This window comes from Thiomonas arsenitoxydans (assembly GCF_000253115.1).
GTDB classification, from domain to species: domain Bacteria; phylum Pseudomonadota; class Gammaproteobacteria; order Burkholderiales; family Burkholderiaceae_C; genus Thiomonas; species Thiomonas arsenitoxydans.
The window spans coordinates 3,126,046-3,150,199 of record NC_014145.1 but is presented as its reverse complement, the minus strand read 5'-3'; the positions used below and the strand labels follow the sequence as shown (position 1 = coordinate 3,150,199).

Sequence of the window (24,154 nt, the reverse complement as noted above, 5' to 3'; positions counted from 1 at the left end):
AGGGAAGGCCGGATCAGCGTCCGGCTTGGATGCACTGTAGCCAGTGTTCGGCCGTTCATCATGCACCGTAAAGCAGGTTTCACCGATGTCACCGCAAGTAAAAAATGAAACAGCCGGAACGCATCGCTGCGGTCCGGCTGTTGGGCCTGGATGAAGGTCGGGTTGAGCTCAGCCCGTGCCGCCCACAGTCACGCCGTCGATGCGCAGGGTCGGCTGACCCACGCCGACGGGCACGCTCTGGCCTTCCTTGCCGCAGGTACCCACGCCGCTGTCCAGCCGCAGATCGTTGCCGATCATGCTCACGCGGGTGAGCGCGTCGGGGCCGTTGCCAATCAGTGTGGCGCCTTTCACCGGGTAGAGCGGCTTGCCCTTCTCCACCCACCAGGCTTCGCTGGCGGAGAACACGAACTTGCCGCTGGTGATGTCCACCTGCCCGCCGCCGAAGTTCACCGCGTACAGGCCGCGGTCGATGCTGGCGAGGATTTCCGCCGGATCGCGGTCTCCCGCCAGCATGTAGGTGTTGGTCATGCGCGGCATGGGCACATGCGCGTAGCTCTCGCGGCGGCCATTGCCCGTGGGCGCGCGGCCCATCAGCCGGGCGTTGAGCATGTCCTGCATATAACCAACCAGAATGCCGTCTTCGATCAGTACATTGCGCTGTGTCGGGTTGCCCTCGTCGTCCACGTTGAGCGAACCGCGCCGGTCGGGCAGGGTGCCGTCGTCGAGCACGGTCACGCCCTTGGCGGCGACGCGCTGGCCCATGCGGCCCGCGAACGCGCTCGATCCCTTGCGGTTGAAGTCGCCTTCCAGGCCGTGGCCCACCGCCTCGTGCAGCAGTACGCCGGGCCAGCCGGGGCCGAGCACCACGCTCATCTCGCCCGCAGGCGCGGGGCGCGATTCGAGGTTGACCAGCGCGGTGTTCACCGCCTCATCGACATATTTCGTGATGAGGGCGTCGTCGAAGTAGCCCAGGCTATAGCGCCCGCCGCCGCCCGACGAGCCGGATTCGCGCCGTCCGTTTTGCTCGACGATCACGTTCACGCTCAGGCGCACCAGCGGGCGCACGTCGGCGGCCAGCAGACCGTCGGAGCGCAGCACCAGCATCACGTCGTGTTCGCCGCCCAGGCTGGCCATGACCTGCACCACGCGCGGGTCTTTGGCGCGCGCCAGCCGGTCCACCTTTTGCAGCAGCGCCACCTTGGCGTTGGAGTCGAGCGCGCCCAGCGGGTCGGTCGCGCCGTAGAGCACGCGCGCCGCGCTGCGGCGGGTGTCGCTGGGCACTTTGGCGCTGCCCTTGCCCGCGCGGGCAATGCTGCGCACCGTGTCGGCGGCTTCGAGCAAGGCCAGCTCGGAAATGTCGTCGGAATAGGCGAAGGCGGTCTTCTCGCCCTGTACCGCGCGAATGCCAAAGCCCTGTTCGATGTCGAAGCTGCCCGACTTCACCAGGCCTTCTTCCAGGCTCCAGCCCTCGGAGCGGGTGTATTGCAGATAGACGTCGGCGTAGTCGAGCTTGTGCTCGAACACCTTGCCCAGCGCACGCTGCAAGGCGATTTCGTCGATCTGATAGGGGTCGAGCAAGACGCGGCGCGCCTCGTCGAGGCGCAACAGCGCGGGTTCGGTCATCATGTTCATGCGCCCGATTGTAGGAACAGCGGCATGTCCCTGCGCGCAGGGCGGTTCAGGCGCGTCTCGGCTTTGGCTGGGCGCTCAGACCGAGGCGACCCAGTCGCCCGACTTGCCGCCGTGCTTTTCGAGCAGGCGCACGCCGTCGATGATCATGCCGCGGTCCACCGCCTTGCACATGTCGTAGATGGTGAGCAGGCCGATCTGCACCGCGGTGAGCGCTTCCATTTCAACGCCGGTGCGGCCGCGGGTTTCGGCGGTGACGGTGCAGTGGATGCTGCTGTCCTGCGGCTGCAAATCGAAGTCCACCGCCACACGGTTGAGGGCGATGGGGTGGCACAGGGGAATGAGGTCGGCGGTGCGCTTGCTCGCCATGATGGCGGCGGTGCGGGCGATGCCGATGACGTCGCCCTTTTTGGCGCTGCCGCTTTGCACCAGGGCGAAGGTGGCGGGCTGCATGCGGATGCAGCCGGTGGCCACGGCCACGCGATGCGTTTCATCCTTGGCGCCGACATCGACCATATGCGCCTGACCGGCGGCGTCGAAGTGGGTGAGGCCGGTGGTGGATGCGCTGCTGTTGCTCATGGGGCGTTCGGGGCGGTGGAGGCGGCGTGCACCTCCTGGTTGATAGCGTCGCGCAGGCGGCGGGCTTCGCGTCTAGCGGCATCGACAAAATCGCGCCCGTTGCTGGCGTAAAGCACGCTACGCGAGGCGTTGATGAGAAAGTTGCCGCGCGCCGCGCGCACGGTGGCTGCGAGATCGCCGCCCTGCGCGCCGATGCCGGGGATGAGCAGCGGTGCTTCGGGGGCGACCGCGCGGATGCGTTCGATGTCGGCCGGGTTGGTGGCGCCAGCCACCAGGCCGTTCTGGCCGTGGCGGTTCCAGTCCAGCGCAGCCAGCCGCGCCACGCGCTCGAACAGCAGCTCATCGCCGAGATGGGCCGAGGCGCCTGTGGCCGAGCTGGCGTTCGATGCGACAAGCGGCAGGGTCTGCAGATCGGCGCCGCCGGGGTTGGAGGTGCGGCACAGCACGAACAGCCCGCGCTCGGGGAAACGCAGATAGGGCTCGACCGAATCGAAGCCCATGTAGGGCGACAGCGTCAGGGCGTCGGCGTTGAAGCGCACGAAGGCCTCGCGGGCATATTGCTCCGCGGTGGCGCCGATGTCGCCGCGTTTGGCATCGAGGATGACGGGCACGCCCGGCGCGACCTTGCGGATGTGGGCGATGAGCTGTTCGAGCTGGCCCTCCGCGCCCAGCGCCGCAAAGTAGGCGATCTGCGGCTTGTAGGCGCAGACCAGATCGGCCGTGGCATCGACGATGGCGGCGCAGAAGTCGAACAGCCGCAGCGGGTCGTTGGTCCACGGCGCCGGAAAGCGCGAGGGCTCCGGGTCGAGACCGACGCACAGCGCCGAATTGTTGCGCTCGGCGGCCTCTTGCCACTGGTGGATGAAGGGGGGGCGGGTCGTCATGATGCGGCGCATTGTAGGCAGGGGTTTTGAACCTAGCCTTTCCGCAAGCCTCTACCATTCCATTGATCTTCTTCGCCGCCCATGCCATGCTACCCAGCCGCCGCCGTTTTCTGATCTCCTCACTGGCCGTGACCGGCATGCCGCTTCTGGCCCGGGCGCAGCAGGTCGGGCTGGGCGCAACGGGGGCGCTGCCGACCAGTGTGGCGCAGGCGCTGGAGACGGCGCGTATTCCGCAGCAGTCTTGCGCCTTCGTGCTGCAGCCGCTCGATAGCCCGTCGCCCCAGATCGCGTTCAACGGCGCCGCGTTGATGAATCCGGCCTCCGTGCTCAAGCTCGTCACCACCTACGCGGCCCTGCGCATTCTCGGCCCGGCCTATGTGTGGAAGACGCCGGTGTACGCCACGGGGCCGATCCGCGCCGGGGTGCTGCAGGGCGATCTGGCCTTCGTCGGCAGCGGCGACCCACATCTGATGGCCGACAACCTGTGGAGCATCGCGGTACGGCTGCGCGATCTGGGCATCCGCCGTATTCGCGGCGACGTGCTCATCGACCGTCAGGCTTTCGATCTTCCGCCGCACAACCCCGGCGCCTTCGACGGCGACGCCACCGCCCCCTACAACGTCGGCCCCGACCCCTTTCTGGTGAACTTCGGCGTGCTGCGCCTGGGCTTCGTGCCCGACGCTCAGGCACAGCAGGTGCGTGTCACAGTGGAGCCGCCAGTGGCGGGCTTCGATCTGCGCGAAGCGCCCAAACTCACCGCCAGCGCCTGCGGCAACTGGAAGGACAAGCTGCGCGCCGACTGGAAACAGCCCTTCGCGCCGCGCTTCGCCGGGGGTTTTGCGGCCGCCTGCGGGCCGCAGACCTGGAACATCGCCCCCGAGGTGAGCGACAACGCCTATGTTCAGCGTTTGCTCGCCGCGCTGTTTGCGCAGGTCGGCATCGATTGGAAAGGGCGGGTTCGCACCGCCAACCTGCCTGCGGGCGCCACCGAACTGACCGTGTGGGACTCGCCCGCGCTCGCCGTGCTGGTGCGCGACATCAACAAATACAGCAACAACGTCATGGCGCAGCAGGTGTTTCTGACCCTGGCGCTACAGGCGGGTGCGCAACGGGCCACTTGGGGCTTGGCGCAGCAGGCGGTGGAGCAATGGTTGTCCACCCATAATTTGTCCATGCCCGGCCTGGTGCTGGACAACGGCTGCGGCCTGTCGCGCATCGCGCGCATTTCGGCGGCCGATCTCAACGCGCTGCTGCGCTCGGCGTGGAACAGCCCGGTGATGCCCGAATTCATCTCGTCGCTGCCCTTGGCCGGAGAAGACGGCACGCTGCGCCGCCATTTCCGCGACCCCGATACCGCGGGCCGCATTCACGCCAAAACCGGCAGCCTCGACGGCGTGCTGTCGCTCGCAGGGTATGCGCAGACCCGCGCCGGGCAGCGCTACACCTTCGCCGCGCTGGTCAACGACCCACGCGCCGGCGGCGCCTGGCCTGCGCTGGAAGCCTTCGTCAACGGCTTCATGCAGACGGCTTGAGCGCGCACTTCGCCGACCTCCCCCCATTTTTCGAGAGTCCCTCATGGCCTTTCACCTCACCGATCTCATCGGCTACGGCGCGGCGTTTCTCACCACCGTGTCTTTCGTGCCACAGGCCTGGCTGACGGTTCGCACGCGCGATGTTTCGGGGATTTCGCTCGGCATGTACACACTGTTCACCACGGGCGTGGCGCTCTGGCTGGCCTATGGCGTTATCCAGCAGAGCTGGCCCCTGGTTGGCGCCAACGCGGTGACTTTCCTGCTGGCGCTGGCCGTGCTGATCATGCGCTTGCGCTACGGCGCGCGACAGACGGGGTGAGTCCGGCCCGCGCTTGGCGTCGTTATGCTGCGCCGCAGCGAGTTTGGAACCTGGTTTAGACAGATCATCGGGCGTCACTTCGATGTTCCTTGGATCGTCCAAAAACTTGTAAGTAATTTGGTGATTTTGAAATTTTAATTCCTTCCAAATTGCTTTACAATCTACCCATTGATATTTTGATTCAATGAGTCTCCAGAAATATCACCGCAAGTAGCGACTTCTACTTGTGTCTTCTGGTGTGCCTCCTGGCCTGCGCGGGCCAGAAATTTCTCGTTCGTCCCCTGGACGGCATAAGGGGTTCAAGCCAACCCCGCGCTTCATGGCATTCGCTCTGAATGCCCCCCGGCCGCGTCTGCACGCGCGGCCGCCCAGTCGCCACGCCCCGCTTTGCTGGGCGTTCTGCCATCGGACAACCTACAGGGTTGTCCACGACCTTGGGAGAGTCCATGCAGAACTCTGCTTCATCATTCATCGTCGGCAATCCGACCCTTGCCCCCGTTGTTGCCGTGATCGGCGCTGGTGCGTGGGGCACGGCACTGGCATGCGCCTTGCGGCGCGGCGGGCTGGAGGTGCGCCTGTGGGCGCGCCGCCCCGATCTCACCCACGCCATCGCCACCCAGGCGCGCAATCCGCGCCATTTGCCGGATCTGGAATTGCCTGCGGGCCTGAAGGCGAGCAGCCAGATGGCCGAGGTGCTTGACGGCGCCAACGCGGTGTTCATGGTCGTGCCGTCGGCTGCGTTGCGCGAGGTGGCGCGCGCTGCCGCGCCCTGGCTGCAACGGCGCGCGGTGGTGTTGGCCGCCTGCAAAGGGATCGAGCGCGACAGCGGCGCGCTGATGACTCAGGTGTTACAGCAGGAGTTGCGGCCGGGCGCGCTCATCGGTGCGATCGGCGGGCCGAGCTTTGCGCATGAGGTGGTGCGCGGGCAGCCTGCAGCGCTCACGGTCGGTCTGCCTGCGCTGCGTCAGCGCGGTGCGGTCGATGTGCAAAGCCACGCGCAGCGGCTGATGGGGGGCTTGCGCACGGCGTTCGCCGCAGGTCAGGTGCAGCTCGACGTGACGGACGATGCCATCGGCGTGCAGGTCGGCGGCGCGCTCAAAAACATGATCGCCATCGCCTGCGGCATGGCCATGAGCTGCGAGCAGGGCGAGAACGCGCGCGCGGCCATTCTGACGCGCGGCCTGCAGGACATGAGGCGTCTCACCCTGGCGCTGGGCGGCCGCCCTGAAACCCTGTTGTCGAGCGCGGGTGCGGGCGATCTGTTTCTCACCGCGTCGTCGACCCAATCGCGCAACACCCGGCTGGGCATGCAGCTGGGGCGCGGCGAATTCCCCGGCGGCGAGGGCGAGTTGGCCGAAGGCGCGATCAGTAGCCAGTCGGTGCAAATTCTGGAGCGGCGGCTCGGCCTGCATTTGCAGGTGGCGGCTGTGGTGCGCGATGTGCTGGGGCGCCGTCAAACGGCAGAGGAGGCCTTGCGGCGCCTGTTGACTCAGCCGGTGCAGCAGGACGACGCGCTCGGCTTACCCGTCGCTTCGGGCGCGCATGCGCACCGGCTGCTGCGCGACGCGCAGGGCTTGCGGCCCACCCTGTCACGCGCGCAGTCGCGGCAGTCGCAATGAAGGAGGCGTCGATGCCACAAACCATTCTGGCCACCGATCTGGACGGCACTTTTCTGGGCGGCAACGAGGCGCAGCGCACGGCGCTATATGAATGGATCGCGCAGCGCCGCAGCGAGATCGTGCTGATTTTTGTCAGCGGTCGCGGGTTCGACTTCATGCGCCAACTCGCGCGAGATCTGCCGGTGCAACCCGATCATGTGATTGGCGACGTGGGCACTAGCGTGGCGACCGGCGCCGACTTCGCGCCAATTCCGGCGATCGATCATTGGCTCGACGCGAGCTGGCCTGCCGATCGCGTGCAGCAGATCGACGACATCGTACGCCGGCATCCAGAGCTGCAGCCCCAACCGCCGCACGGCGGTCGCAGACGATCGTATTTTTACCGTCGTCCGGAGCCGGTGCAGGTGGCTGCGACTGAATTGCGGCGACTGGGCTTCGACACCCTGATGTCGGACAACCAGTATTTCGACGTGCTGCCGCGCGGGGTGCAGAAAGGCTCGACCCTGTTGCGCACCCTGGCCGCGCTCGGCCTGCCTGAACACCGCACCCTGGTGGCTGGCGACACGCTCAACGATCTGTCGATGTTCCAGACCGGTCTGACCGGCGTGGCCGTGAGCAACCGCGAGGCCGCGCTCGATCATGCCATCACGCCGCATACCAATGTGTACCGCAGCGCCCAGCCGGGCGCAGCCGGGGTGCTCGACGCCCTGCAGCGATTTCATCAACAGGGAGACTTCAATGGCTTCATCTCTGGTCATCGTCTATCACAGACAACCGTATGAGGAGTTCGTCGAGAACGGTCAGATCGTCCTCAAAGAAAACAAAAGCCCCAACGGCATCGTGCCGGCCCTCAAGGGTTTCATCGGTCAGGTCGACCGCGCCAGCTGGGTGGCGTGGAAAAAGGCGCCGACGGGAAAAGCTGCGAAGTTCGAGCGCCGCATCACGGTGAACGACAGCTATGGCAGCTATGAAGTCGTGCGGCTGCCGCTGACCGCCGAGCAGATCAGCCAGTTCTATCACGTCGTCTCGAAAGAGGCGCTGTGGCCCATTCTCAACAGCTTTCCCTCGCTCTACTCCACCGAGAACTGCCAGTGGAGTGTGTTCCGCGAGGTCAACCGCCTGTTTGCGCAAGCCGCCTGCGCCGAGGCCGCGCCGGGGGCGGTGATCTGGGTGCACGACTACAACCTGTGGCTGGTGCCGGGCTTCGTGCGGCAGATGCGCCCGGATGTGAAGATCGCCTTTTTCCACCACACGCCGTTTCCTGCGCCCGATGTGTTCAACATCCTGCCCTGGCGCGATGAGATTCTGGCCTCGCTGCTCGATTGCGATCTGGTGGGCTTTCACGTGCCGCGCTACGCCCGCAACTTCGCCGCGCTGGTACAGTCTCTGCGCAGAATCGAGGGCCTGATCGAGCGCGCGGTGGAGCCGGAACTGCAGGCCACGGGCACCGCGCTGTCCGAGCCGGTCACGCCAGTCTCCATCGCAGTGGGCGGGCGCACGATCCGCATCGATGCCTTTCCCATCGGCACCCATGCCGACCTCATCCGCAGCACGGTGCAGAAGCCCGACAACCTGGCGCGGGTGGCGCACATCCGCCGCGAAATGTCCGGGCAGACCACCATCGTGTCGATCGGTCGGGTGGACTATGCCAAGGGCACGCGCGAAATGCTGCTGGCCTTCGAGCGCCTGCTGGCGCGCCGCCCCGAGCTGCACGGCAGAATCAGGCTGCTGGTCACGGCTGTGGCCGCGGCCGACGGCATGCGGGTCTACAAGCGGGCGCAGCAGAACATCGAACAACTCGTCGGGCGCATCAACGGCCATCATGGCTCGCTCACCTGGACACCCATCCTGCTGTCCACCACGCCCATGCCTTTCGAGGAGACGCTGAGCTACTACCGCGCCGCCGACATCTGCTGGATCACGCCGCTGCGCGACGGTCTGAACCTCGTGGCCAAGGAGTTCATCGCCGCGCATGTGAACGAGAGCGGCGTGCTGGTGCTGTCGGAGTTCGCCGGGGCAGCGGTGGAGTTGCAGGACGCCGTGCTGGTCAATCCCTACAGCATCAGCCAGATGGACGACGCCATCGACCGGGCGCTGGACATGCCGCGCGACGAACAGCGCGAGCGCATGCAGCGCATGGATGCACTCATCCAACGTTACGACATCACCCACTGGACGCACCACGTGCTCGAACTGTTCGCGCAGTTGCGGTCGCGGTAAGCCGAGCAATCCAGCGATGCACAACAACCTGAATGCGACCTGGACGATGCTGTGGGCGTGGGCATCGTCCCACCCGCCTGACGCGCTGGCCATCGCCCTCACCCTGCTGGCGGCGCCAGTGTTCATGCTGGGGGCGAGACTGCTGCGCAAAGCCAGCGGGCCGGAAGGCAACGGGCAGTTTTTGTATCTGCGCCTGCGCAATCCGCTGCGGCTGGCCTGGCTGTTGCTGATATTGCGTCTCGATGCGGGATTTTTGCAGCAGCGGCTGGAGAACTGGTCGTGGGTAATTGCGCCGTTGCACCTGAGCCTGATCGCTGCGTTGACCTGGCTGGCCATGCGCCTGGTGCGGTCGGGCGGCGAGTTGGTGGTGCTGCGGCGCGGCGGCCTGCAACTGCCCGACGATCCCAATCTGCTCGACTCCAATCTGGAGGTGCGCGGTCTGCTCACCCGGGCCCGGGTGCTCACCCGGGTGCTGAGCTTCCTTATTCTGCTCGTCGGCCTGGCCGTGGCGCTGATGAGCATTCCCGATGTGCGGCAGATCGGCGCCAGCCTGCTGGCGTCGGCGGGCATTGCCGGTCTGGTGGTGGGTTTTGCCGCGCGGCCGGTGCTCAGCAATCTGCTGGCAGGTCTGCAGATTGCGATGACCGAACCGATTCGCATCAACGACGTGCTCATCGTCGAGGGCGAATGGGGACGGGTGGAGGAGATCACCGGTACCTATGTGGTGTTTCGCGTCTGGGACGAACGGCGGCTGATCCTGCCGCTGCAGTGGTTCATCGAACACCCGTTCCAGAACTGGACGCGCTCCAGCGCCAGCCTGCTAGGCACGGTGTTTCTGTGGGTGGACTACGCCACGCCGATCGAACAACTGCGCGACGAGCTCAAGCGTCTATGCGCGGCCGACCCCGACTGGGACGGCCGCCTGGCCCTGGTGCATGTGACCGACGCCACCGAGACCGCGGTGCAGGTGCGCTTTTTGGTGAGTGCGGCCAATTCGGCGCGCGCCTGGGAACTGCGCTGCCGTATTCGCGAAGGCATGATCGCCTATATGCAGCGCGTCCAGCCCGGGCATTTGCCGCGTCGACGCGTGCAGTGGCATGAGCTTGCTCAAACCGGTTCGTCACCGCCCCCATTCTGATTTTTTTCCCGAGAAAGGCTACGAGATGAGCGCATGGCTATCCCTTCCTTTTTTGAATAACCCTTTGCAGAGCTGGCTGCTGGCGCTGGGCTGGCTGCTGTTGGCCGTGGTGCTGGTCTCCGTGGTCAAGCCGATTCTGGTGTCGTGGATCAGCGCCCTGGCCTCGCACACCCGCAATCATTGGAACGACGCGCTGGTCAACGCGGTGCAGGGCACGCGCCTGCCGCTGGCCGCGCTCATCGGCCTTTACCCGGCGGTGCAAAGCCTCAGCCTGCCCGAGGCGGTGAGCAAATGGGCGTTGGGGCTGGCGGCCGTGGCGCTGTTTCTGCAGACCGGGCTGTGGGTGTCGCGCTTTCTCGATTTCTGGATTCGCGTCTCGCGCGAGCGCGCCATTTCTCACGACCCCGAAACCGCCACCGGCCTGGCTGCGATGAGTTTCATCGCCCGGCTGCTGCTGTGGTCGCTGGTCTTTTTGCTACTGCTCAACAACCTCGGATTTAACGTCACCACCCTGCTGGCCGGTCTGGGCGTGGGCGGCATTGCGGTGGGCCTGGCCTTGCAGAACATTCTGGGCGACCTGTTCTCCAGTCTGTCCATCGTGCTCGACAAGCCCTTCCAGATCGGGCACTTCGTCGTCGTGGACAACTTCTCCGGCACGGTCGAGAACATCGGCCTGAAAACTACCCGCATCCGTTCCATCAGCGGCGAGATCGTGGTGTTCTCCAACACCGATCTCACCAAGGCCCGGCTGCGCAACTACAAGTTCATGCAGGAGCGGCGCATCGTCTTCGCCTTCGGCGTGACCTACGACACATCGGCAGAAACCCTGGAGCAGATTCCAGCAGTGGTTAAAACCATCGTCGATCAGCAGCCCAACGCCCGCTTCGACCGCGCGCATTTCAAGGATTTCGGCGATTCCAGACTGAACTTTGAAGTCGTGTACTGGATGAAAACCTCCGACTACACCGCCTATATGGATACCCAGCAGGCGATCAACCTCGGTCTGGTGCGTGAATGCGAGCGCATCGGCGCGGAGTTTGCCTTTCCCACGCGCACGGTGCAGTTGCAATGGAGCGGGGCATTGCCTGTCGCATTGCAGGAACGGGTCGCCGCCGCGCCCTAAAATCCTCCCGAAACGTCCGGGCGCAACGGCAGCGCATTGGGCACATCGTGGAGACAAGCATGCGCATTCTGATTGCCGAAGATGACCGGGTCTTGGCCGACGGCCTGTTGCGCTCTCTGCGCGCTCTGGGTTATGCGGTCGATCAGGTGGCCGACGGCAACAGCGCCGACGCCGCGCTGCAGTCCAGCGAATTCGATCTGCTGATTCTCGACCTGGGGCTGCCGCGGCTGTCGGGCTTCGAGGTGTTGCGCAAGCTGCGCGCACGCGGCGCCACCGTGCCGGTGCTCATTCTCACCGCGGCCGACAGTGTGGAAGACAAGGTGCGCGGCCTCGACCTCGGCGCCGACGACTACATGGCCAAGCCCTTCGCGCTGCAGGAGCTCGAAGCCCGGGTGCGAGCCCTGTCGCGCCGGGGCATGGGCGGCGCCAGCGCCGTCATCCAGCACGGCCCGCTGCACTACGACATCACTGGCCGCGTGGTCACGCTCGACGGTCATGTGGTGGAACTCTCGGCGCGCGAACTCACCCTGCTCGAAGTGCTGCTGCAGCGCGCCGGGCGGCTGGTGAGCAAGGACCAGCTCGTCGAGCATCTGTGCGTTTGGGGTGAGGAGGTGAGCACCAACGCCATCGAGGTGTATGTGCACCGGCTGCGGAAAAAGATCGAAGTCGGCCCGGTGCGCATCGCCACGGTGCGCGGTCTGGGCTACTGTCTGGAGAAAATCGTCCCGGTTGCCGCGACTTCGGCCGAGTCGGCCGCGCCTCCTCGTGCCGATGCCTGAAATCTCGCCCTCCGGCGAGCCGACCGAAGGGGCGGCGGGGCGCAAACGTCGGCATCATCCACGCTCGCTGTTTGGCGAAATTCTCGACTGGATGCTCGCGCCCATGCTGTTGCTGTGGCCGCTGTCCATCGGTATCACTTATCTGGTGGCGCAGGCCATTTCCGCCAAACCTTACGACGCGGCACTGGAGCACACCCTGCTGCAACTTGCCGCGCAGGTGCAGACCGAAGGCGCGCAGGGCGCGGCGCAGTCGGCCCTGTGGCAGCAGACGCTGCGACAGCCGCCAGTGGGCGGCATTCTCGGCTACCAGGTGCGTAGCAAGGCCGGTGCGCTGCTGGCGGGCGAGGCGGGCCTGCCCGCCCCGGCGAGCTTGCCGCCCACGCAGGCGGGTGCTCCGCTGACGGTGATCTGGCGTGACAGTGAGATCGGCGCGCACAGCGCACGATTGGCCGGGGTCTGGGTCTGGCCGCGAGTGCAGCACGGGGCCAGCGCGACCGGTCCCGTGCTGGTGCAGGTGGCGCAGAGCACGGAGGCGCGCACCCGGCTGGCGCGCGACATCGTGCAGGGCGTCATCCTACCGCAATTCGTCGTGGTGCCGATTTTCATTTTGCTGGTGTGGTTCGGGTTGGGGCAGGGCATCGCGCCGCTCAACGAATTGCAGGCGCGCATCCGCCGCCGCCGTGCCGACGACATCAGCCCGATCGACGAACAGGAGGCGCCGGAAGAAATCGCGCCGCTGGTCGATTCGATCAACAGTCTGTTCGCCCGCTTGCAACAGTCGCTGCAGACGCAAAAGCGTTTTATCGCCGATGCCGCGCATCAGATCAAGACCCCGCTGGCCGGTCTGCGCATGCAGGCCGAGCTGGCGCAGCGCGAAACCGACCCGGCCGATCTGCGCGCCAGTCTGCGGCAGATCGGCCGCAGCGTGGAGCGCACCACCCGGCTGGTCAACCAGTTGCTGGCGCTCACCCGCGCGGAAAATCAGGGCGGTGCGGCACGTGCCGTGTTCGAGACCATCGACCTGCGCCAGCCCGCCGCAGAAGCCATGCAGGAACTGGCCATGCTGGCGCTCGACAAGCAACTGGAACTGGAGTTCGACAGCCCCCCGCTGCCGCTACCGGTGCGCGGCAACGCCTTGTTGTTGCAGGAACTCATCAAGAATCTGCTGCACAACGCCATCACTTACACCCCGCCGGGAGGCAGCGTGACCCTGAGGCTGCGCAGCGCGACGGCTGATGAGGCGCGCAGCTCGCCCGTGGTGCAGCTTCAGGTGGATGACAGCGGGCCCGGCATTCCCGAAGCGGAACGTGCGCTGGTGTTCGAGCCGTTCTATCGCATTCTGGACAACGGTAGCGAGGGCAGCGGGCTGGGGCTGGCCATCGTGCGCGAAATCGCCCGCCAGCATGATGCCGAGATCACGCTGAGCGATTTGCCGCGGGGCGCGTCCGCTCAGGGCTTGAGGGTGCAGGTGCAGTTCGGGCGGGTGAAGTAAGGCGGTGTTCCACGCCCGCTGCACCCGAACTGATCATTCGCCATCTTCGCCGCACTGTTTTTTCAGATCGCCCAACTGGCCGTAGGTGATGGGTTTGCCGCTGGCGGCCAGCGCCTTGAGGCCATCGGCCATGCATGGGCTGTCATTGGCCATTTGAAGCTGGGGCGCATCCACCGGCTCGTTCACCAGGCGGTCACGCAGCAGGCTGAAAATGCCCACCAGCACCACGATGCCCAGCAGGATGCCCAGCAGCCCGCTGAGCTGCACATTCATGCCCTTTTTTTTCTGCGGGGGCGCAGGGGGCGGAGCGTCTGGGGTATCGGACATGGATCAGCGCAGGGCGGGGTTGAGGGTGTAGGTGCCGGTAAGGCTGGCCTGGGCCAGCACATGCCCGGCGAGGGCCGCACGAAGTTGCGCGCCGTTGAACGCACCGTCCACCGGGCAGCGCGCCACATCTAGCGCGTACAGCGTGAAGATGTAGTGGTGCAGCAGGCTGTCGTTCCAGGGCGGGCAGGGGCCGTCGTAACCGAAATACTGACCGGCCATGTCCTGATCTCCGGCGAACCAGGCGGTGTAGTCGTTCACGCCCTGACGCATGCCGCCCGAGCACTCGGGGCCTGGTTTGCCGCGCGGGGTGACTTCATGGCTGAATTCTTTTTCAGCGATGTGGCTGCGCGAGATCGGAATGTCCACCAGCAGCCAGTGATAGAAGTCCACCCGGGGCAGGTCGGCGGGTACGGTGTGGCCATCGAGGTTGACGTCGTCGGCACGGCTGGGTACGTCGGGGTCGTGGCAGACCAGCACCAGACTTTGCGCGCCCTGCGGTACGTCCGACCAGGCCAGCGGGGGGTTGAAGTTCTGCGACAGCGCCACATGGCCGACCGCCGACGGTTTGCAAAACGCATATTGCGGCGGAATCGGCTGACCATCGGCAAAGGCGGGGCTGGTGAGTTGCATGAGTGTCTCCGGGGCGGTGCGTGGTGACGAGGGCGGTCGGGTTTCAGTGCTGCTGCGGCGGGGCGCCAGGCGTGCAGACCTGATAGCTGATGGTTCCCGTAGCCTGCATCTGCGCATTTTCCTCCTGCAGGCTTTCCTGTGCGGAGGTCAGCATTTCAATGGTTACGGTCATGCCAGGATAAGCCTCGATCAGCGCTTTTTCCACGGCGTAACGGCAGTCTGCCGCGCGCTGAAGCGACCACCCGCCCGGCATGTGCAGGTGCATGGAGGCGAAGCGCCGGGTGCCGGCCACGCGGGTGCGCACATGGTCGAAGCGCAGGTCGTTGGAGCGAAAGCGGTCGAGCACGGCCTGCAAACCCGCGAGGTCGGCGTCGTCCATCGATTTGTCCATCAGCCCATCGACCGAGCGCTTCACCAGCGAAAACGCTTCGCGCAAAATGTGCAGCGCCACCACGATGCCGATCACCGGGTCGAGCCATAGCCAGCCAGTGAGCGGCACCAGCATCACGGCAACGATCACGCCCACGGAAGTCCAGACATCGGTGAGCAGGTGCCGGGCGTCGGCTTCGATGACGATGGAACGCAGGCGCCGCGCGCCGCGCAGCATCCACAGCGCGACACCGAGGTTGATCACCGTGGCCGCGGCCGAGATCGCCGCGCCCAGCGGCACGTCGCTGATGGGCTGCGGATGGGTGAGGCGCTTGGCGGCCTCGATCAGAATGAGCGCTGCGGCCACGCCGATGAGCAGGCCCTCGACGCCGCTGGAGAAATACTCCGCCTTGGTATGACCGTAAGGATGGTCTGCGTCGGGCGGCGCCTCGGCGATGCGCACAATGAACAAGGCGAATGCGGCGGCGGCGACGTTGACGATGGACTCCATCGCGTCCGACAAAAAGCCTACCGAGCCCGTGACCTTCCAGGCCAGCAGCTTGAGGCTGATGACGATGATGGCGGCGAGCAGCGAGGCGCGGAGATAGGTTCTGGCTTGCATGCCGTTATTGTGCATGGCTTGCGTGAATGAGGCTGATCCGGGCGGAATCGCAGAGCGATCAACCGGCGGCTGAAATGCCTGGATACTTCTGTGTAAAGTCGATGACGCTCGCGTGATCGAAATTTCACGCGTCTCTCGTTAGACTAGTCGGCTGTTTTTGCTGCCAATTTCACAGCGCGTCACCCTCCGACTCAAGCCGCCTCAATCGTCCTGCCTGATCCATGGCCTTCAATTTCCGTCCACTGGCGCTGCCGCTGCCCAACCGCCGCGATCTGATCGCGCTGCCGCTGGTCATCGGCATGCTGCTCATCATCGGCCACGCCAGTCGGCAGATGGCGGTGCCATTCCATCTGGGCGAGACCGTGGCGTTGTCGCTCAAACCCGCGGATCTGCCCGAGTACGCGCTCTACACCGTGCTGCGCATGTTGGCCGCGCTGGCCGCCAGTACCGTGTTCACCCTGATCTACGCCTGGATCGCGGCCAACAATCGCTACGCCGAAAAAATCATGGTGCCGCTGCTCGACGTGCTGCAGTCGGTGCCTATTCTGGGCTATCTGTCGATCACCGTGACCGGCTTCATCGCCCTGTTTCCGGGCAGCATGCTGGGGCTGCAATTCGCGGTGATTTTTGCGGTGTTCACGTCGCAGGCGTGGAACATGACTTTCAGCCTGTACCAGTCGCTCAAGACCGTGCCGCGCGACCTCACCGAGGCCGCCACGCTTTACCGCCTCAACGCCTGGCAGCGCTTCTGGAAGCTTGAGCTCCCCTACGCCGCCCCTGGCCTGCTGTGGAACGCGATGATGTCCATGTCTGGCGGCTGGTTCTTCGTCGTCGCTGCCGAGGCGCTCACCGTGGCGGGGCAGCAGGTGTCGGTGCCGGGTATCGGCTCCTATATCGCCGCGGCAATCGCGGCCAAGAATCTGGGCGCCATCGGTTGGGCGATTCTGGCGATGGCCTTGGTGATTCTGTCTTACGACTTTCTGCTGTTTCGCCCCATCGTCGCCTGGGCCGACAAGTTCCGTCTGGACAACACCGTCAGCGTGGACGCGCCGCGCTCGGTGGTGCTCGACTTTCTGCGCCGCACCCGCCTCACCCAGCGCCTGGCCCGGCTGCCCGCCGTGCTGTGGGAGATGAGCGTGCGCCTGTTGCCCGCGGTGCCGCTGCACAAATCGCCGCAACGCGCGCCTTCCGTGTGGGGCGACCGGGTGTTTGTCGTCAGCATGGTGCTGTTCACTCTCGGCCTGATCGTGGCGTTGTTTCTGGTGCTGCCGCGAGATTTCGGCTGGCTGCAGGTCGGTCATGTGATGTTGCTGGGCGCGTTCACCGCGCTCAAGGTGTTCGTGCTGGTGGCGATTTCGGCGCTGATCTGGGTGCCGGTGGGCATCTGGGTCGGTCTGCGTCCGCGCTGGGCGGCCGTGGCGCAGCCGGTGGCGCAATTTCTCGCCGCCTTCCCCGCCAATCTGCTGTTCCCGCTGGTGGTGGTGGCCATCGTGCACTGGCATCTCAATGTCAACGTGTTCACCGCGCCGCTGATGATTCTGGGCAGCCAGTGGTACGTCCTGTTTTCGGTCATCGGCGCGGCCTCTGCCCTGCCCAGCGACTTGCGCGAGGCCGGCCGTAATCTGGGTTTGCGCGGCTGGCTGTTGTGGCGCAAGCTCTATCTGCCTGCCGTGTTTCCGGGATTCGTGACCGGGGCGCTCACCGCCTCGGGCGGCGCGTGGAACGCCAGCATCGTGGCCGAAGTGGTGAGCTGGGGCAGTCACACCCTGGTCGCCACCGGGCTGGGCGCCTACATCACCGAAGCCACCCAGCAGGGGCAGACGCTGAAGGTGGGTCTTGGCGTGGGCGTGATGGCGCTGTACGTCATCGCCATCAATCGTCTGGTCTGGCACCGCCTCTACAAAATTGCCGCCACGCGGGTGCGGCTCGATTGATTGCCGCCTGATATGAAATCCCCCCTGACTTGCTGCGCGCGTTTCCCCCGAGGGGGCCTCGGTTCCTTTGGAACGGCCGTGCGCAACTGAAGGACCCAGCATGAATGCCATGAACGCCACCGAACTGCCCAGCGCACCTGACGCCGCGTCTTCCACACCCATTTTCCATCTGGCGAATGTGCGCAAGTCGTATCGCACCCCCGAGGGCAGCGAACTCGTCATTCTCGACGGCGTCGATCTCGATTTGCGCGACGGCGAAATTCTGGTGTTGCTGGGGCGCTCCGGTTCGGGCAAGTCCACCTTGCTGCGCACCCTGGCCGGGCTGGTTTCCGCTACAGGCGGCACGGCGCTGCATCGCGGCAAGCCGATCGACGGCCCGGTGCCGGGGCTGGCGATGGTGTTTCAGAGCTTTGCGCTGTTTCCCTGGCTGACGGTGCTGCAGAACGTGGAACTGGGGCTGGAGGCGCTCAAGGTGCCGCCGGCAGAACGTCGCGCCCGCGCGCTGGCCGCCATCGACCTCATCGGTCTGGACGGGTTTGAGTCCGCCTATCCGCGCGAGCTTTCGGGCGGCATGCGCCAGCGCGTGGGCTTCGCCCGCGCGCTGGTCATCAACCCCGACGTGCTGCTGATGGACGAGCCGTTCTCCGCGCTCGACGTGCTCACCGCCGAGACCCTGCGCACCGACCTGCTCGATCTGTGGGCGGAGCGCAAGATTCCCACCCGCGGCATTCTGCTGGTGTCGCACAACATCGAAGAAGCCGTGCTCATGGCCGACCGCATCGTCATCCTCGGATCGAATCCCGGGCGGGTGATCAGCGAAATGCACATCGACCTGCCGCACCCGCGCGAGCGCGAATCGCAGCAGTTCCGCGATCTGGTCGAGGGCATTTACGGCGCCATGACCGCCCGCCCGACCGGGCGTGACGCGGTGCGCAAACAGGCGCCGGGCATCGGCCTGCGGCTGCCATCGCTCTCGGTCAATGCCCTTGCCGGCCTGCTCGAAGAACTCGACGCGCTGGAAAAGAGTAATGCCAACACCCGCATCAGCCTGCCCGAGCTGGCCGAGGACATGCACTTTTCGGTGGATGACCTGTTTCCGCTGATCGAAGGCGTGGAATTGCTCGGCTTCGCCCAGGTGGAAGATGGCGACATCATGCTGCTGCCCGCCGGACGCACCTTTGTCGATGGCAGTTTGCAGGAGCGCAAGCAGGTTTTCGCCCGCCACCTGATCGAGCGGGTGCCGCTGGTGGCGCGCATCCGCACGGTGCTCGACGAGCGTTTCAACCACCGCGCGCCCGACTCGCGCTTTCTCACCGAACTGGAAGATCACCTCAGCGAAGACGAAGCCCGCCGCGTGCTCGACACCGCCATCGACTGGGGCCGCTACGCCGAGATTTACGCCTACGACGACAACGCCGAAGTCTTCAGCCTCGACAACCCCGAGGCCGATCTGGAATGAGGCGAGGCGAAAAAAACGGCGAACCGAAGTTCGCCGTCTGAGACGGAAATGCCGATACGCCGCTGCGTAAGCCGCGACGGCGTGCGGCAATAATCAGGGTTTGCTGACAGCGTCCTTGGCCTTGTCGGCAGCATCAGACATAGCGCCCGACACCGCAGCGGCGCCTTGCGCGGCGCTGGCCGCGTGATTGACCATGCCACCGGCGGCGCTGGCTGCGGCGATCAGGGCAAGTTTGAATTTCATAGAGACTCCCAGTCCAGTCTGTTTGCTCAATAGGCTGCTGAAATACTCTACGCACACTCGCATCGGTTCCCTCCAAATTTGAATTTTTCAGCATCCTTGCTTCAAATCCTGATTCGCGGGCATCAAACTGCCGGCTGGAGGCGCGCATTAAACCCGACGACTACCGCGACCTCATCGACCCGATTGTGGTCAGCGGCAAGTCACCCGGCGAGGAAGACGACGCGTTCATCCTGGAGGTCAACGGCGCGCTTGGCTGCTTCGTAGGTTTTGCCCGAACCAAAGCCGTACTTCTCGGCGGCAAGGTCGCTGGAATCTCCGGCTACTAGACCCGGAAATTTTCCGGGTCTGTCCTGACACGCCGGATGCCATGCCGCACCGACAGCTTTTCTTCAATCGCGCAAGCAGTGGCGCCTTCTGTCCGCCTTTGAAATAGGGGATTAGTTCTATGAGCTGGCGGAAGCGGTGTCTGTATAGACTCCGTTTCTTATCGTTCCTTAAAGTTATTTTTTCTATTTATTTTCAACGCTTTACAGCCTTTCATTGTTTCGCGCCGTTTCTGAAAGTGGATGACAGTTCTGTCGATTTTGATGATAATTTTGTGGACAGTCGAACTCGGCGGAGACAGGCATGGCCAAGGGGCAGCTTACCGCGCAAGAGGTGCGCAAGTGGTCGAAGGTGGACGGCCTGCACCGGGTCGCCACGGGGTTGTATCTCCGGGTGCGCGGGGGATCGGCGCTGTGGACGTTCCGCTATATGGTCGCGGGCAAGGCCAGTGAGCAAAGCCTGGGGCCTGTCAGTGCGTTGACGCTGGCCGATGCGCTCGCCAAGGCGGCTGAGGTGCGCGCCAAGATTCGGCGCGGAGAAGACTTTGCACTCCGACCGAGCGCCACGGTTGTCCCCACACCGTCGGACACCTTCGAGGAGGTGGCGCTCCAACTCTGGGAGTCCATGAAGCCGGGCTGGAAGAATCCCAAGCACGCCGATCAGTGGATCAACACCCTGCGCATGTATGCGTTTCCCCGCTTCGGCCGGAAAGCGGTGTCGGAGATCGGGACGGATGAGGTGCTAACAGCGCTCACGCCGATCTGGCAGATCAAGCATGAAACCGCGACGCGACTGCGGCAACGCATCGAGGCGGTGTTGTCGGCAGCGAAGGCGCGGGGCTTGCGTGCAGGAGAAAACCCCGCCGCCTGGCGCGGCCACCTGAACGCGCTGCTGCCCACGATCAGCAAGAAGCGCCGGGTGAAGCACTTCGAGGCGATGGACTGGCGGGAGGTGCCTGCCTTCATGGCGCAGTTGCGCCAACGCGCCAACATGAGTTCCTGGGCGCTGCAGTTCACCATCCTCACCGCGTTGAGAACGGGCACGGTCATCGGCACGCCGTGGTCGGAGATCGATCTGGAGCGCCGGTTGTGGGTCATTCCGGCAGAGCGCATGAAGGCACAGGTGGAACACCGTGTGCCGCTGTCACGGCAGGCGGTGGAACTGCTGCAGGCCCTGCCCTGCTTGGAGGGGTCGGACTGGGTGTTCTGGGGGGCTCGCAAGCCCACGATCAGCAATATGGCGATGCTGGAACTCTTGCGCGGCATGCGCCCTGGCCTGACGGTGCATGGGTTCCGGTCGAGCTTCAGTGACTGGGCAGCGGAGAGCACGCACTTTCCGTCCCAAACCGTCGAAATGGCGTTGGCGCACACGATCACCAATGCGGTCGAGGCGGCGTACCGGCGCGGGGATTTGATCGAGAAGCGTCGGGAGTTGATGCAGGCGTGGGGGGATTATTTGGATGGGGCCGGGCAAGCGGGTGAGACCGGCGCGCTCGTCCCTGAGCAGGCGGGGCAGACACTGTCCAGTCCACGATCCACCTGAAATGCCGTCCGCGATGGGTTGAAATACGCCATCTCGCGTTGCGTGCGCGGCCTTTGAGCAGCGTCCAGAAGGCGGTTTGCAGATGTGGCTTCAAGACGTTCAATCTCGGGCTCCTGCGGGATCAGGGAGCAGAAAGTAACGTCCAGCCTGTCGGGCCTCACAGCGCCCGACGCACCTTGCTCAATGTGTCAGATCACCGCGGCCAGCGTGGAGCCGTTTGGGTGGCCATAAGGTGCATCGTTGTGTCCTGTTCAATCCGCTTTCTCCGCAGTGTTGGCGATGCTTCTCGCGCGTGACAAATTGGCAAATTGTCCAATTTTTCTCCCGCCGGGTGCGTAAACAATGAACCTCTCTGCGGCCTTTTCCTCCGGAATCTGGTGTCCAGAAGCATCGACATGGAGGATTTCAACGATTTCAAACCCTCTGGGGTTCCGGTAGATCTTGTGTTGTTTAGCGGATTTGTGCATCGATCTTCCCGATCAAACAAGGACGAATCCCGATTGTGGCGGGATTCGTCCTGGAACCAAGCCATCCAGCGTTTGGTTTACTGGGCGGCAGGAGCCTCACCAGCCGGAGCCGCTTTTTTGGCTGCGGCCTTCTTGGCGTGGTGCTTGTAGTGCTTGGTGTGCTTGGCGTGCTTTTTCACGGCGGGTTTTGCAGCCTGATCCACGGCTGCTGCTGCGGGGGCAGTTGCCGCTGCGGGAGCGGCGGATTCCGCAGCAAAAGCTGAGGACTGCGCAAGCGCAACGCCCAGGGTCAGGGCAAGAATCGAGGCCAGTTTGTTCAGAGAAGTGTTCATGAAGGAGATCCCCAAGTGATAGAGCGACAGTGCTCTTATGAGGGATAACCCTGGACGGAGTGATTTGGTTGACACGGACTGTCTGGTACGAGTGGGAACAGCGTTCAGACAAAAGGGTTAAGCAAAATTAGGAGCGCGGCGGCGGAGAGTTCTGGCGAGCTTTGTGGCGGCCATTCAAGGCATCGTTGTTAGCCGCGGCGTGCCGCCCCAGGGCGTGATTAAACTTTCGCCCTGGTGCGGCAGACGGCTCAGGCAAGATGCGCATCGATCCAGGGCAATGCTTGACTTACCCACATTTCAACCTATTTTCAGGGGCGATTGATGACAAAACGGATTCTTTCTGCAGTTCTTGTTGCAGGCAGTCTTGCTGTATTGGGCCTTTCGGCCTCACCTGCGCATGCCGTGGGTTGCTTGTCTGGCGCCGCAGGGGGCGCGGTTGCCGGGCACGTCGCAGGGGGGCATGCAGTGCTAGGCGCCCTCGGTGGTTGCTTCGTTGGCCATGAATTGGCCGTGAAGAAAAAACGCGAGACCGAGGCGAACAAACTGATTGCTGACTATGAGACTGCCCCTGAGGGCAGCCCACAACGCGGGAAAGATTTGGCCGGAATCGACAAACTCGCCCGGGAAAAGATACCTGTCGCTCAGAAGTGGGAGCAAGAGCACCAAGTGAACAGAAAATAGGCAGGCAACCCTGCAAAACGCGTTGGCTTATTGCTGATAAGCGAGATCGACGCGCCGGTCATGGGCGTAGTCGGCGCGTGCCGGACTGGCTTTTTCGGAACCATAACTGATGGCTTCCATCTGGTTGGGACTGGCCCCCAGGAGGGTCATGGCCTTCATCACGGCATTGGCGCGCGATTGACCCAGGGCGAGGTTGTATTCCTGGCTGCCGCGGGGATCGCAATTGCCTTGCAGTTGCAGGTGTGCTGCCGGATGGCTTTGCAGAAACTGGGCATTGACCTCGACCACGGGTTTGTATTGCGCTTTGAGTGCGGCGCTGTTGAAAGCGAAGTACACCTGCTTGGGCACGTCGGGGCCAGGGGCGGTGGTGTTGACGACGGGAGCTTGCACGGCGGCCACGGCGCTTTGCGCGCTGGAGCTCTGGGCGGGAGCTGCGGTCGGTGCAGGGGTCACGGCTGCAACAGGTGCCAGAGGAGGTTTGCTGGCACAACCGCCCAACAAGGCGATCAAGGCCAGGCCGCAGAGGGTGCTGGTTTTGTGGTTCATGGCAACGGCGAATGAGGACGGTGGATAGGAAGGGTAGATCGACAAGAGAACCGTCGAATTGTTGAAAATAACAGAAACACAGGTCAAATCCACAGGTCTTGCAAAGTGTTTCAATGCTGTGGGCATGTCCAGGGAAACCAGCCCGTCCGAGGTGCCAATCGGAAGAATCAAGTGTCGACGGGCTCCTAAAATTCCGGCGATGCGCGCGTCACCGATAGTCGACGCTGTTTGACAACGCCCCCATCTGCTCTCGAATCTGTACTTGCAGATCATCAATGAGTGCATAGCGCCGTGCATATTGACTACGTTTGTGTGACTTGATTTCGTCGGGCGCACGGCGGTGGGGATGCAGAGGGAGTTCGGCCAAGCGGCCTTGCACAAGGTCGCCGCCGAGTTCCGTCCAGAACGCGTCATAATCCATCTGCACCCGCGCGCGCTTGTTCAGAATGCAGTGGTAGGCGTGCCCTGCATTGCGCACGCCATATAGACGCTTGACACCCAGCTTGCTCCCGAGCAGTTGCACGAGAATGATCATCAGTGCTTTGGGACGCAGTCCGTGCAAGGTCTTAGTCAGATGCTTGATCTGTTCGCGTCCCTCTTCGGTCTGCAGGCTAGGTCCTTGTAGGCATCCGATCACGACACCCAGATCATGGGAGTTCTGGCCGATTAAGCTGAAGCTGGCACAGTACACCCGTTTGCCCAGGGGGCACAGCAACTCCAGTGTCCACTCGCCTTCTTTCTCGAATTGATCGACATAGCGAAGCCGGGTGGTGTAGGGCTGCGCTCCTGCCGCCACCGTGCAGAGATTCAGTCCCTGATGCTGATGGATGGCGCGCAATTGCGCGTCGCTCAAATAGTCACATGCCAGTTGATAGTGGCCGCAAATCAAACGGGCGCGTTGCCGAGGGCTCAGCCCGCACACCAGATAGGGCCGATAAACCTTCTCGTAAAGGCGAGGATATGCCTGCACGATGTCGCGCAGCACACCCGTCGACTGCATGAACCTATGCACTTCAGCCAAATCTCTGCCGTATAGCAGGGCACGCACGCGCCACTTTGTACGGCGTAGCTGCATGGATACGCGAGGACCGCGATGGATGTGGTGTGCCAAATCGAGCAAGCCACGCATCCGACTCCACCACTGTGCTACAGGATGACCTGCATCCCGCTCTGGGTATTCGACTTCTCGCAAATGGGGAATCATGCTGCTGCACTGCTTCAGTGTTTGTCGGATGGGATCTCGGCACCGAGGAGGCAAGGCCGAACACATATAGCAATAAGTGTAACGACTGGCATCCCCAAATAAGCCAATAAATCATTTCCATCACACGGCGACGCCGCACCTTCCCCATCCAGGCTCTTCA

General features: G+C 64.1%; 24 protein-coding genes. 13 read left to right on the top strand and 11 right to left on the bottom strand.

What is annotated here, in order from left to right; genetic code table 11:
- Window positions 1–168: 168 nt before the first annotated feature.
- The 3 genes from tldD to pyrF all read right to left on the bottom strand — a co-directional run bounded on the left by tldD (window position 169) and on the right by pyrF (window position 3,092).
- Window positions 169–1,632, bottom strand: a complete 1,464-nt coding sequence (tldD, locus tag THI_RS14880) for a metalloprotease TldD (protein WP_013107082.1) — start codon at window positions 1,630–1,632, stop codon at window positions 169–171.
- A gap of 75 nt (window positions 1,633–1,707) precedes the next feature.
- Window positions 1,708–2,208 (bottom strand): cyclic pyranopterin monophosphate synthase MoaC, encoded by a 501-nt coding sequence (gene moaC, locus THI_RS14875; RefSeq protein ID WP_013107081.1) that lies wholly within the window; start codon window positions 2,206–2,208, stop codon window positions 1,708–1,710.
- Window positions 2,205–3,092 carry an orotidine-5'-phosphate decarboxylase gene (gene pyrF, locus THI_RS14870; RefSeq protein WP_013107080.1) on the bottom strand — a complete coding sequence of 296 codons (888 nt, stop codon included), beginning with the start codon at window positions 3,090–3,092 and terminating at the stop codon, window positions 2,205–2,207. Before pyrF ends, moaC begins: the two co-directional genes overlap by 4 nt.
- 86 nt (window positions 3,093–3,178) lie before the next feature.
- Between pyrF and dacB the strand changes: the two genes are divergently transcribed.
- The 9 genes from dacB (at window position 3,179) to THI_RS14825 (ending at window position 13,314) form a co-directional block, all read left to right on the top strand.
- Window positions 3,179–4,624 carry a D-alanyl-D-alanine carboxypeptidase/D-alanyl-D-alanine endopeptidase gene (dacB, locus tag THI_RS14865; RefSeq protein WP_013107079.1) on the top strand — a complete coding sequence of 482 codons (1,446 nt, stop codon included), beginning with the start codon at window positions 3,179–3,181 and terminating at the stop codon, window positions 4,622–4,624.
- A gap of 43 nt (window positions 4,625–4,667) precedes the next feature.
- A complete protein-coding gene (locus tag THI_RS14860) occupies window positions 4,668–4,943 on the top strand; it encodes a SemiSWEET transporter (protein WP_013107078.1) in 276 nt (91 codons plus the stop codon).
- Between the two features lie 446 nt (window positions 4,944–5,389).
- Window positions 5,390–6,562 carry an NAD(P)H-dependent glycerol-3-phosphate dehydrogenase gene (locus THI_RS14855; RefSeq protein ID WP_013107077.1) on the top strand — a complete coding sequence of 391 codons (1,173 nt, stop codon included), beginning with the start codon at window positions 5,390–5,392 and terminating at the stop codon, window positions 6,560–6,562.
- Between the two features lie 11 nt (window positions 6,563–6,573).
- Window positions 6,574–7,344: an HAD family hydrolase gene (locus tag THI_RS14850; protein WP_141130623.1), complete on the top strand. Its 771-nt coding sequence runs from the start codon at window positions 6,574–6,576 to the stop codon at window positions 7,342–7,344.
- Entirely contained in the window at window positions 7,301–8,782 is a 1,482-nt protein-coding gene (gene ggpS, locus THI_RS14845; RefSeq protein ID WP_013107075.1) for a glucosylglycerol-phosphate synthase, read from the top strand. Before THI_RS14850 ends, ggpS begins: the two co-directional genes overlap by 44 nt.
- A 16-nt stretch (window positions 8,783–8,798) precedes the next feature.
- Window positions 8,799–9,920 (top strand): mechanosensitive ion channel family protein, encoded by a 1,122-nt coding sequence (locus THI_RS14840; RefSeq protein WP_013107074.1) that lies wholly within the window; start codon window positions 8,799–8,801, stop codon window positions 9,918–9,920.
- 52 nt (window positions 9,921–9,972) lie between these two features.
- On the top strand, window positions 9,973–11,043 hold the full coding sequence (locus tag THI_RS14835) for a mechanosensitive ion channel family protein (RefSeq protein ID WP_231836227.1): 1,071 nt from the start codon (window positions 9,973–9,975) through the stop codon (window positions 11,041–11,043).
- A 59-nt stretch (window positions 11,044–11,102) separates the two neighbouring features.
- Window positions 11,103–11,822, top strand: a complete 720-nt coding sequence (locus THI_RS14830; protein ID WP_013107072.1) for a response regulator — start codon at window positions 11,103–11,105, stop codon at window positions 11,820–11,822.
- Window positions 11,815–13,314 carry a sensor histidine kinase gene (locus tag THI_RS14825; protein WP_013107071.1) on the top strand — a complete coding sequence of 500 codons (1,500 nt, stop codon included), beginning with the start codon at window positions 11,815–11,817 and terminating at the stop codon, window positions 13,312–13,314. The genes THI_RS14830 and THI_RS14825 overlap by 8 nt, the downstream gene beginning before the upstream one ends.
- Before the next feature lie 33 nt (window positions 13,315–13,347).
- Here the strand turns inward: THI_RS14825 and THI_RS14820 are convergent, their stop codons facing one another.
- The 3 genes from THI_RS14820 to THI_RS14810 are packed head-to-tail and all read right to left on the bottom strand — an operon-like array spanning window position 13,348 to window position 15,262.
- Window positions 13,348–13,641 carry a hypothetical protein gene (locus THI_RS14820; RefSeq protein ID WP_013107070.1) on the bottom strand — a complete coding sequence of 98 codons (294 nt, stop codon included), beginning with the start codon at window positions 13,639–13,641 and terminating at the stop codon, window positions 13,348–13,350.
- 3 nt (window positions 13,642–13,644) lie between these two features.
- The gene (locus tag THI_RS14815) at window positions 13,645–14,271 is read right to left on the bottom strand and encodes a YbhB/YbcL family Raf kinase inhibitor-like protein (protein WP_013107069.1); all 627 of its coding nucleotides are present in this window, start codon (window positions 14,269–14,271) and stop codon (window positions 13,645–13,647) included.
- A gap of 43 nt (window positions 14,272–14,314) precedes the next feature.
- Complete coding sequence (locus tag THI_RS14810) at window positions 14,315–15,262, bottom strand: cation diffusion facilitator family transporter (RefSeq protein WP_013107068.1); 948 nt, start codon at window positions 15,260–15,262, stop codon at window positions 14,315–14,317.
- 221 nt (window positions 15,263–15,483) lie between these two features.
- Here THI_RS14810 and THI_RS14805 point away from each other — a divergent pair, with 221 nt between their 5' ends.
- Together THI_RS14805 and THI_RS14800 are read left to right on the top strand one after the other, a co-directional pair.
- Complete coding sequence (locus THI_RS14805) at window positions 15,484–17,196, top strand: ABC transporter permease (protein ID WP_013107067.1); 1,713 nt, start codon at window positions 15,484–15,486, stop codon at window positions 17,194–17,196.
- Window positions 17,197–17,296: 100 nt separating this feature from the next.
- The gene (locus THI_RS14800) at window positions 17,297–18,655 is read left to right on the top strand and encodes an ABC transporter ATP-binding protein (protein WP_013107066.1); all 1,359 of its coding nucleotides are present in this window, start codon (window positions 17,297–17,299) and stop codon (window positions 18,653–18,655) included.
- Window positions 18,656–18,748: 93 nt separating this feature from the next.
- Here THI_RS14800 and THI_RS18965 read toward each other — a convergent pair whose 3' ends face one another.
- Window positions 18,749–18,898, bottom strand: coding sequence for a hypothetical protein (locus tag THI_RS18965; protein ID WP_013107065.1), 150 nt, complete (start codon window positions 18,896–18,898; stop codon window positions 18,749–18,751).
- 627 nt (window positions 18,899–19,525) lie between these two features.
- On the opposite strand from THI_RS18965, the gene THI_RS14795 reads away from it, so the two are divergent.
- Window positions 19,526–20,764, top strand: a complete 1,239-nt coding sequence (locus THI_RS14795; protein WP_013107063.1) for a tyrosine-type recombinase/integrase — start codon at window positions 19,526–19,528, stop codon at window positions 20,762–20,764.
- Window positions 20,765–21,015: 251 nt separating this feature from the next.
- On the opposite strand, the gene THI_RS18960 is transcribed toward THI_RS14795, so the two are convergent.
- On the bottom strand, window positions 21,016–21,231 hold the full coding sequence (locus THI_RS18960; protein WP_013107062.1) for a hypothetical protein: 216 nt from the start codon (window positions 21,229–21,231) through the stop codon (window positions 21,016–21,018).
- A gap of 77 nt (window positions 21,232–21,308) precedes the next feature.
- Window positions 21,309–21,563, bottom strand: coding sequence for a hypothetical protein (locus THI_RS14790; RefSeq protein ID WP_013107061.1), 255 nt, complete (start codon window positions 21,561–21,563; stop codon window positions 21,309–21,311).
- A gap of 321 nt (window positions 21,564–21,884) precedes the next feature.
- Here THI_RS14790 and THI_RS19565 point away from each other — a divergent pair, with 321 nt between their 5' ends.
- On the top strand, window positions 21,885–22,244 hold the full coding sequence (locus THI_RS19565; RefSeq protein ID WP_331437119.1) for a hypothetical protein: 360 nt from the start codon (window positions 21,885–21,887) through the stop codon (window positions 22,242–22,244).
- 27 nt (window positions 22,245–22,271) lie between these two features.
- Here the strand turns inward: THI_RS19565 and THI_RS14780 are convergent, their stop codons facing one another.
- Complete coding sequence (locus THI_RS14780; RefSeq protein WP_013107059.1) at window positions 22,272–22,790, bottom strand: OmpA family protein; 519 nt, start codon at window positions 22,788–22,790, stop codon at window positions 22,272–22,274.
- Between the two features lie 208 nt (window positions 22,791–22,998).
- A complete protein-coding gene (locus THI_RS14775; RefSeq protein ID WP_157869592.1) occupies window positions 22,999–23,994 on the bottom strand; it encodes a VirK/YbjX family protein in 996 nt (331 codons plus the stop codon).
- Between the last annotated feature and the right edge of the window lie 160 nt (window positions 23,995–24,154).

Coding starts and splice junctions, on each gene's coding strand:
- tldD (WP_013107082.1), bottom strand. CDS start 1,632: ATGAACATGATGACCGAACCCGCGCTGTTGCGCCTCGACGAGGCGCGC.
- moaC (WP_013107081.1), bottom strand. CDS start 2,208: ATGAGCAACAGCAGCGCATCCACCACCGGCCTCACCCACTTCGACGCC.
- pyrF (WP_013107080.1), bottom strand. CDS start 3,092: ATGACGACCCGCCCCCCCTTCATCCACCAGTGGCAAGAGGCCGCCGAG.
- dacB (WP_013107079.1), top strand. CDS start 3,179: ATGCTACCCAGCCGCCGCCGTTTTCTGATCTCCTCACTGGCCGTGACC.
- THI_RS14860 (WP_013107078.1), top strand. CDS start 4,668: ATGGCCTTTCACCTCACCGATCTCATCGGCTACGGCGCGGCGTTTCTC.
- THI_RS14855 (WP_013107077.1), top strand. CDS start 5,390: ATGCAGAACTCTGCTTCATCATTCATCGTCGGCAATCCGACCCTTGCC.
- THI_RS14850 (WP_141130623.1), top strand. CDS start 6,574: ATGCCACAAACCATTCTGGCCACCGATCTGGACGGCACTTTTCTGGGC.
- ggpS (WP_013107075.1), top strand. CDS start 7,301: ATGGCTTCATCTCTGGTCATCGTCTATCACAGACAACCGTATGAGGAG.
- THI_RS14840 (WP_013107074.1), top strand. CDS start 8,799: ATGCACAACAACCTGAATGCGACCTGGACGATGCTGTGGGCGTGGGCA.
- THI_RS14830 (WP_013107072.1), top strand. CDS start 11,103: ATGCGCATTCTGATTGCCGAAGATGACCGGGTCTTGGCCGACGGCCTG.
- THI_RS14825 (WP_013107071.1), top strand. CDS start 11,815: ATGCCTGAAATCTCGCCCTCCGGCGAGCCGACCGAAGGGGCGGCGGGG.
- THI_RS14820 (WP_013107070.1), bottom strand. CDS start 13,641: ATGTCCGATACCCCAGACGCTCCGCCCCCTGCGCCCCCGCAGAAAAAA.
- THI_RS14815 (WP_013107069.1), bottom strand. CDS start 14,271: ATGCAACTCACCAGCCCCGCCTTTGCCGATGGTCAGCCGATTCCGCCG.
- THI_RS14810 (WP_013107068.1), bottom strand. CDS start 15,262: ATGCAAGCCAGAACCTATCTCCGCGCCTCGCTGCTCGCCGCCATCATC.
- THI_RS14805 (WP_013107067.1), top strand. CDS start 15,484: ATGGCCTTCAATTTCCGTCCACTGGCGCTGCCGCTGCCCAACCGCCGC.
- THI_RS14800 (WP_013107066.1), top strand. CDS start 17,297: ATGAATGCCATGAACGCCACCGAACTGCCCAGCGCACCTGACGCCGCG.
- THI_RS18965 (WP_013107065.1), bottom strand. CDS start 18,898: ATGAAATTCAAACTTGCCCTGATCGCCGCAGCCAGCGCCGCCGGTGGC.
- THI_RS14795 (WP_013107063.1), top strand. CDS start 19,526: ATGGCCAAGGGGCAGCTTACCGCGCAAGAGGTGCGCAAGTGGTCGAAG.
- THI_RS18960 (WP_013107062.1), bottom strand. CDS start 21,231: ATGCACAAATCCGCTAAACAACACAAGATCTACCGGAACCCCAGAGGG.
- THI_RS14790 (WP_013107061.1), bottom strand. CDS start 21,563: ATGAACACTTCTCTGAACAAACTGGCCTCGATTCTTGCCCTGACCCTG.
- THI_RS19565 (WP_331437119.1), top strand. CDS start 21,885: ATGACAAAACGGATTCTTTCTGCAGTTCTTGTTGCAGGCAGTCTTGCT.
- THI_RS14780 (WP_013107059.1), bottom strand. CDS start 22,790: ATGAACCACAAAACCAGCACCCTCTGCGGCCTGGCCTTGATCGCCTTG.
- THI_RS14775 (WP_157869592.1), bottom strand. CDS start 23,994: ATGATTCCCCATTTGCGAGAAGTCGAATACCCAGAGCGGGATGCAGGT.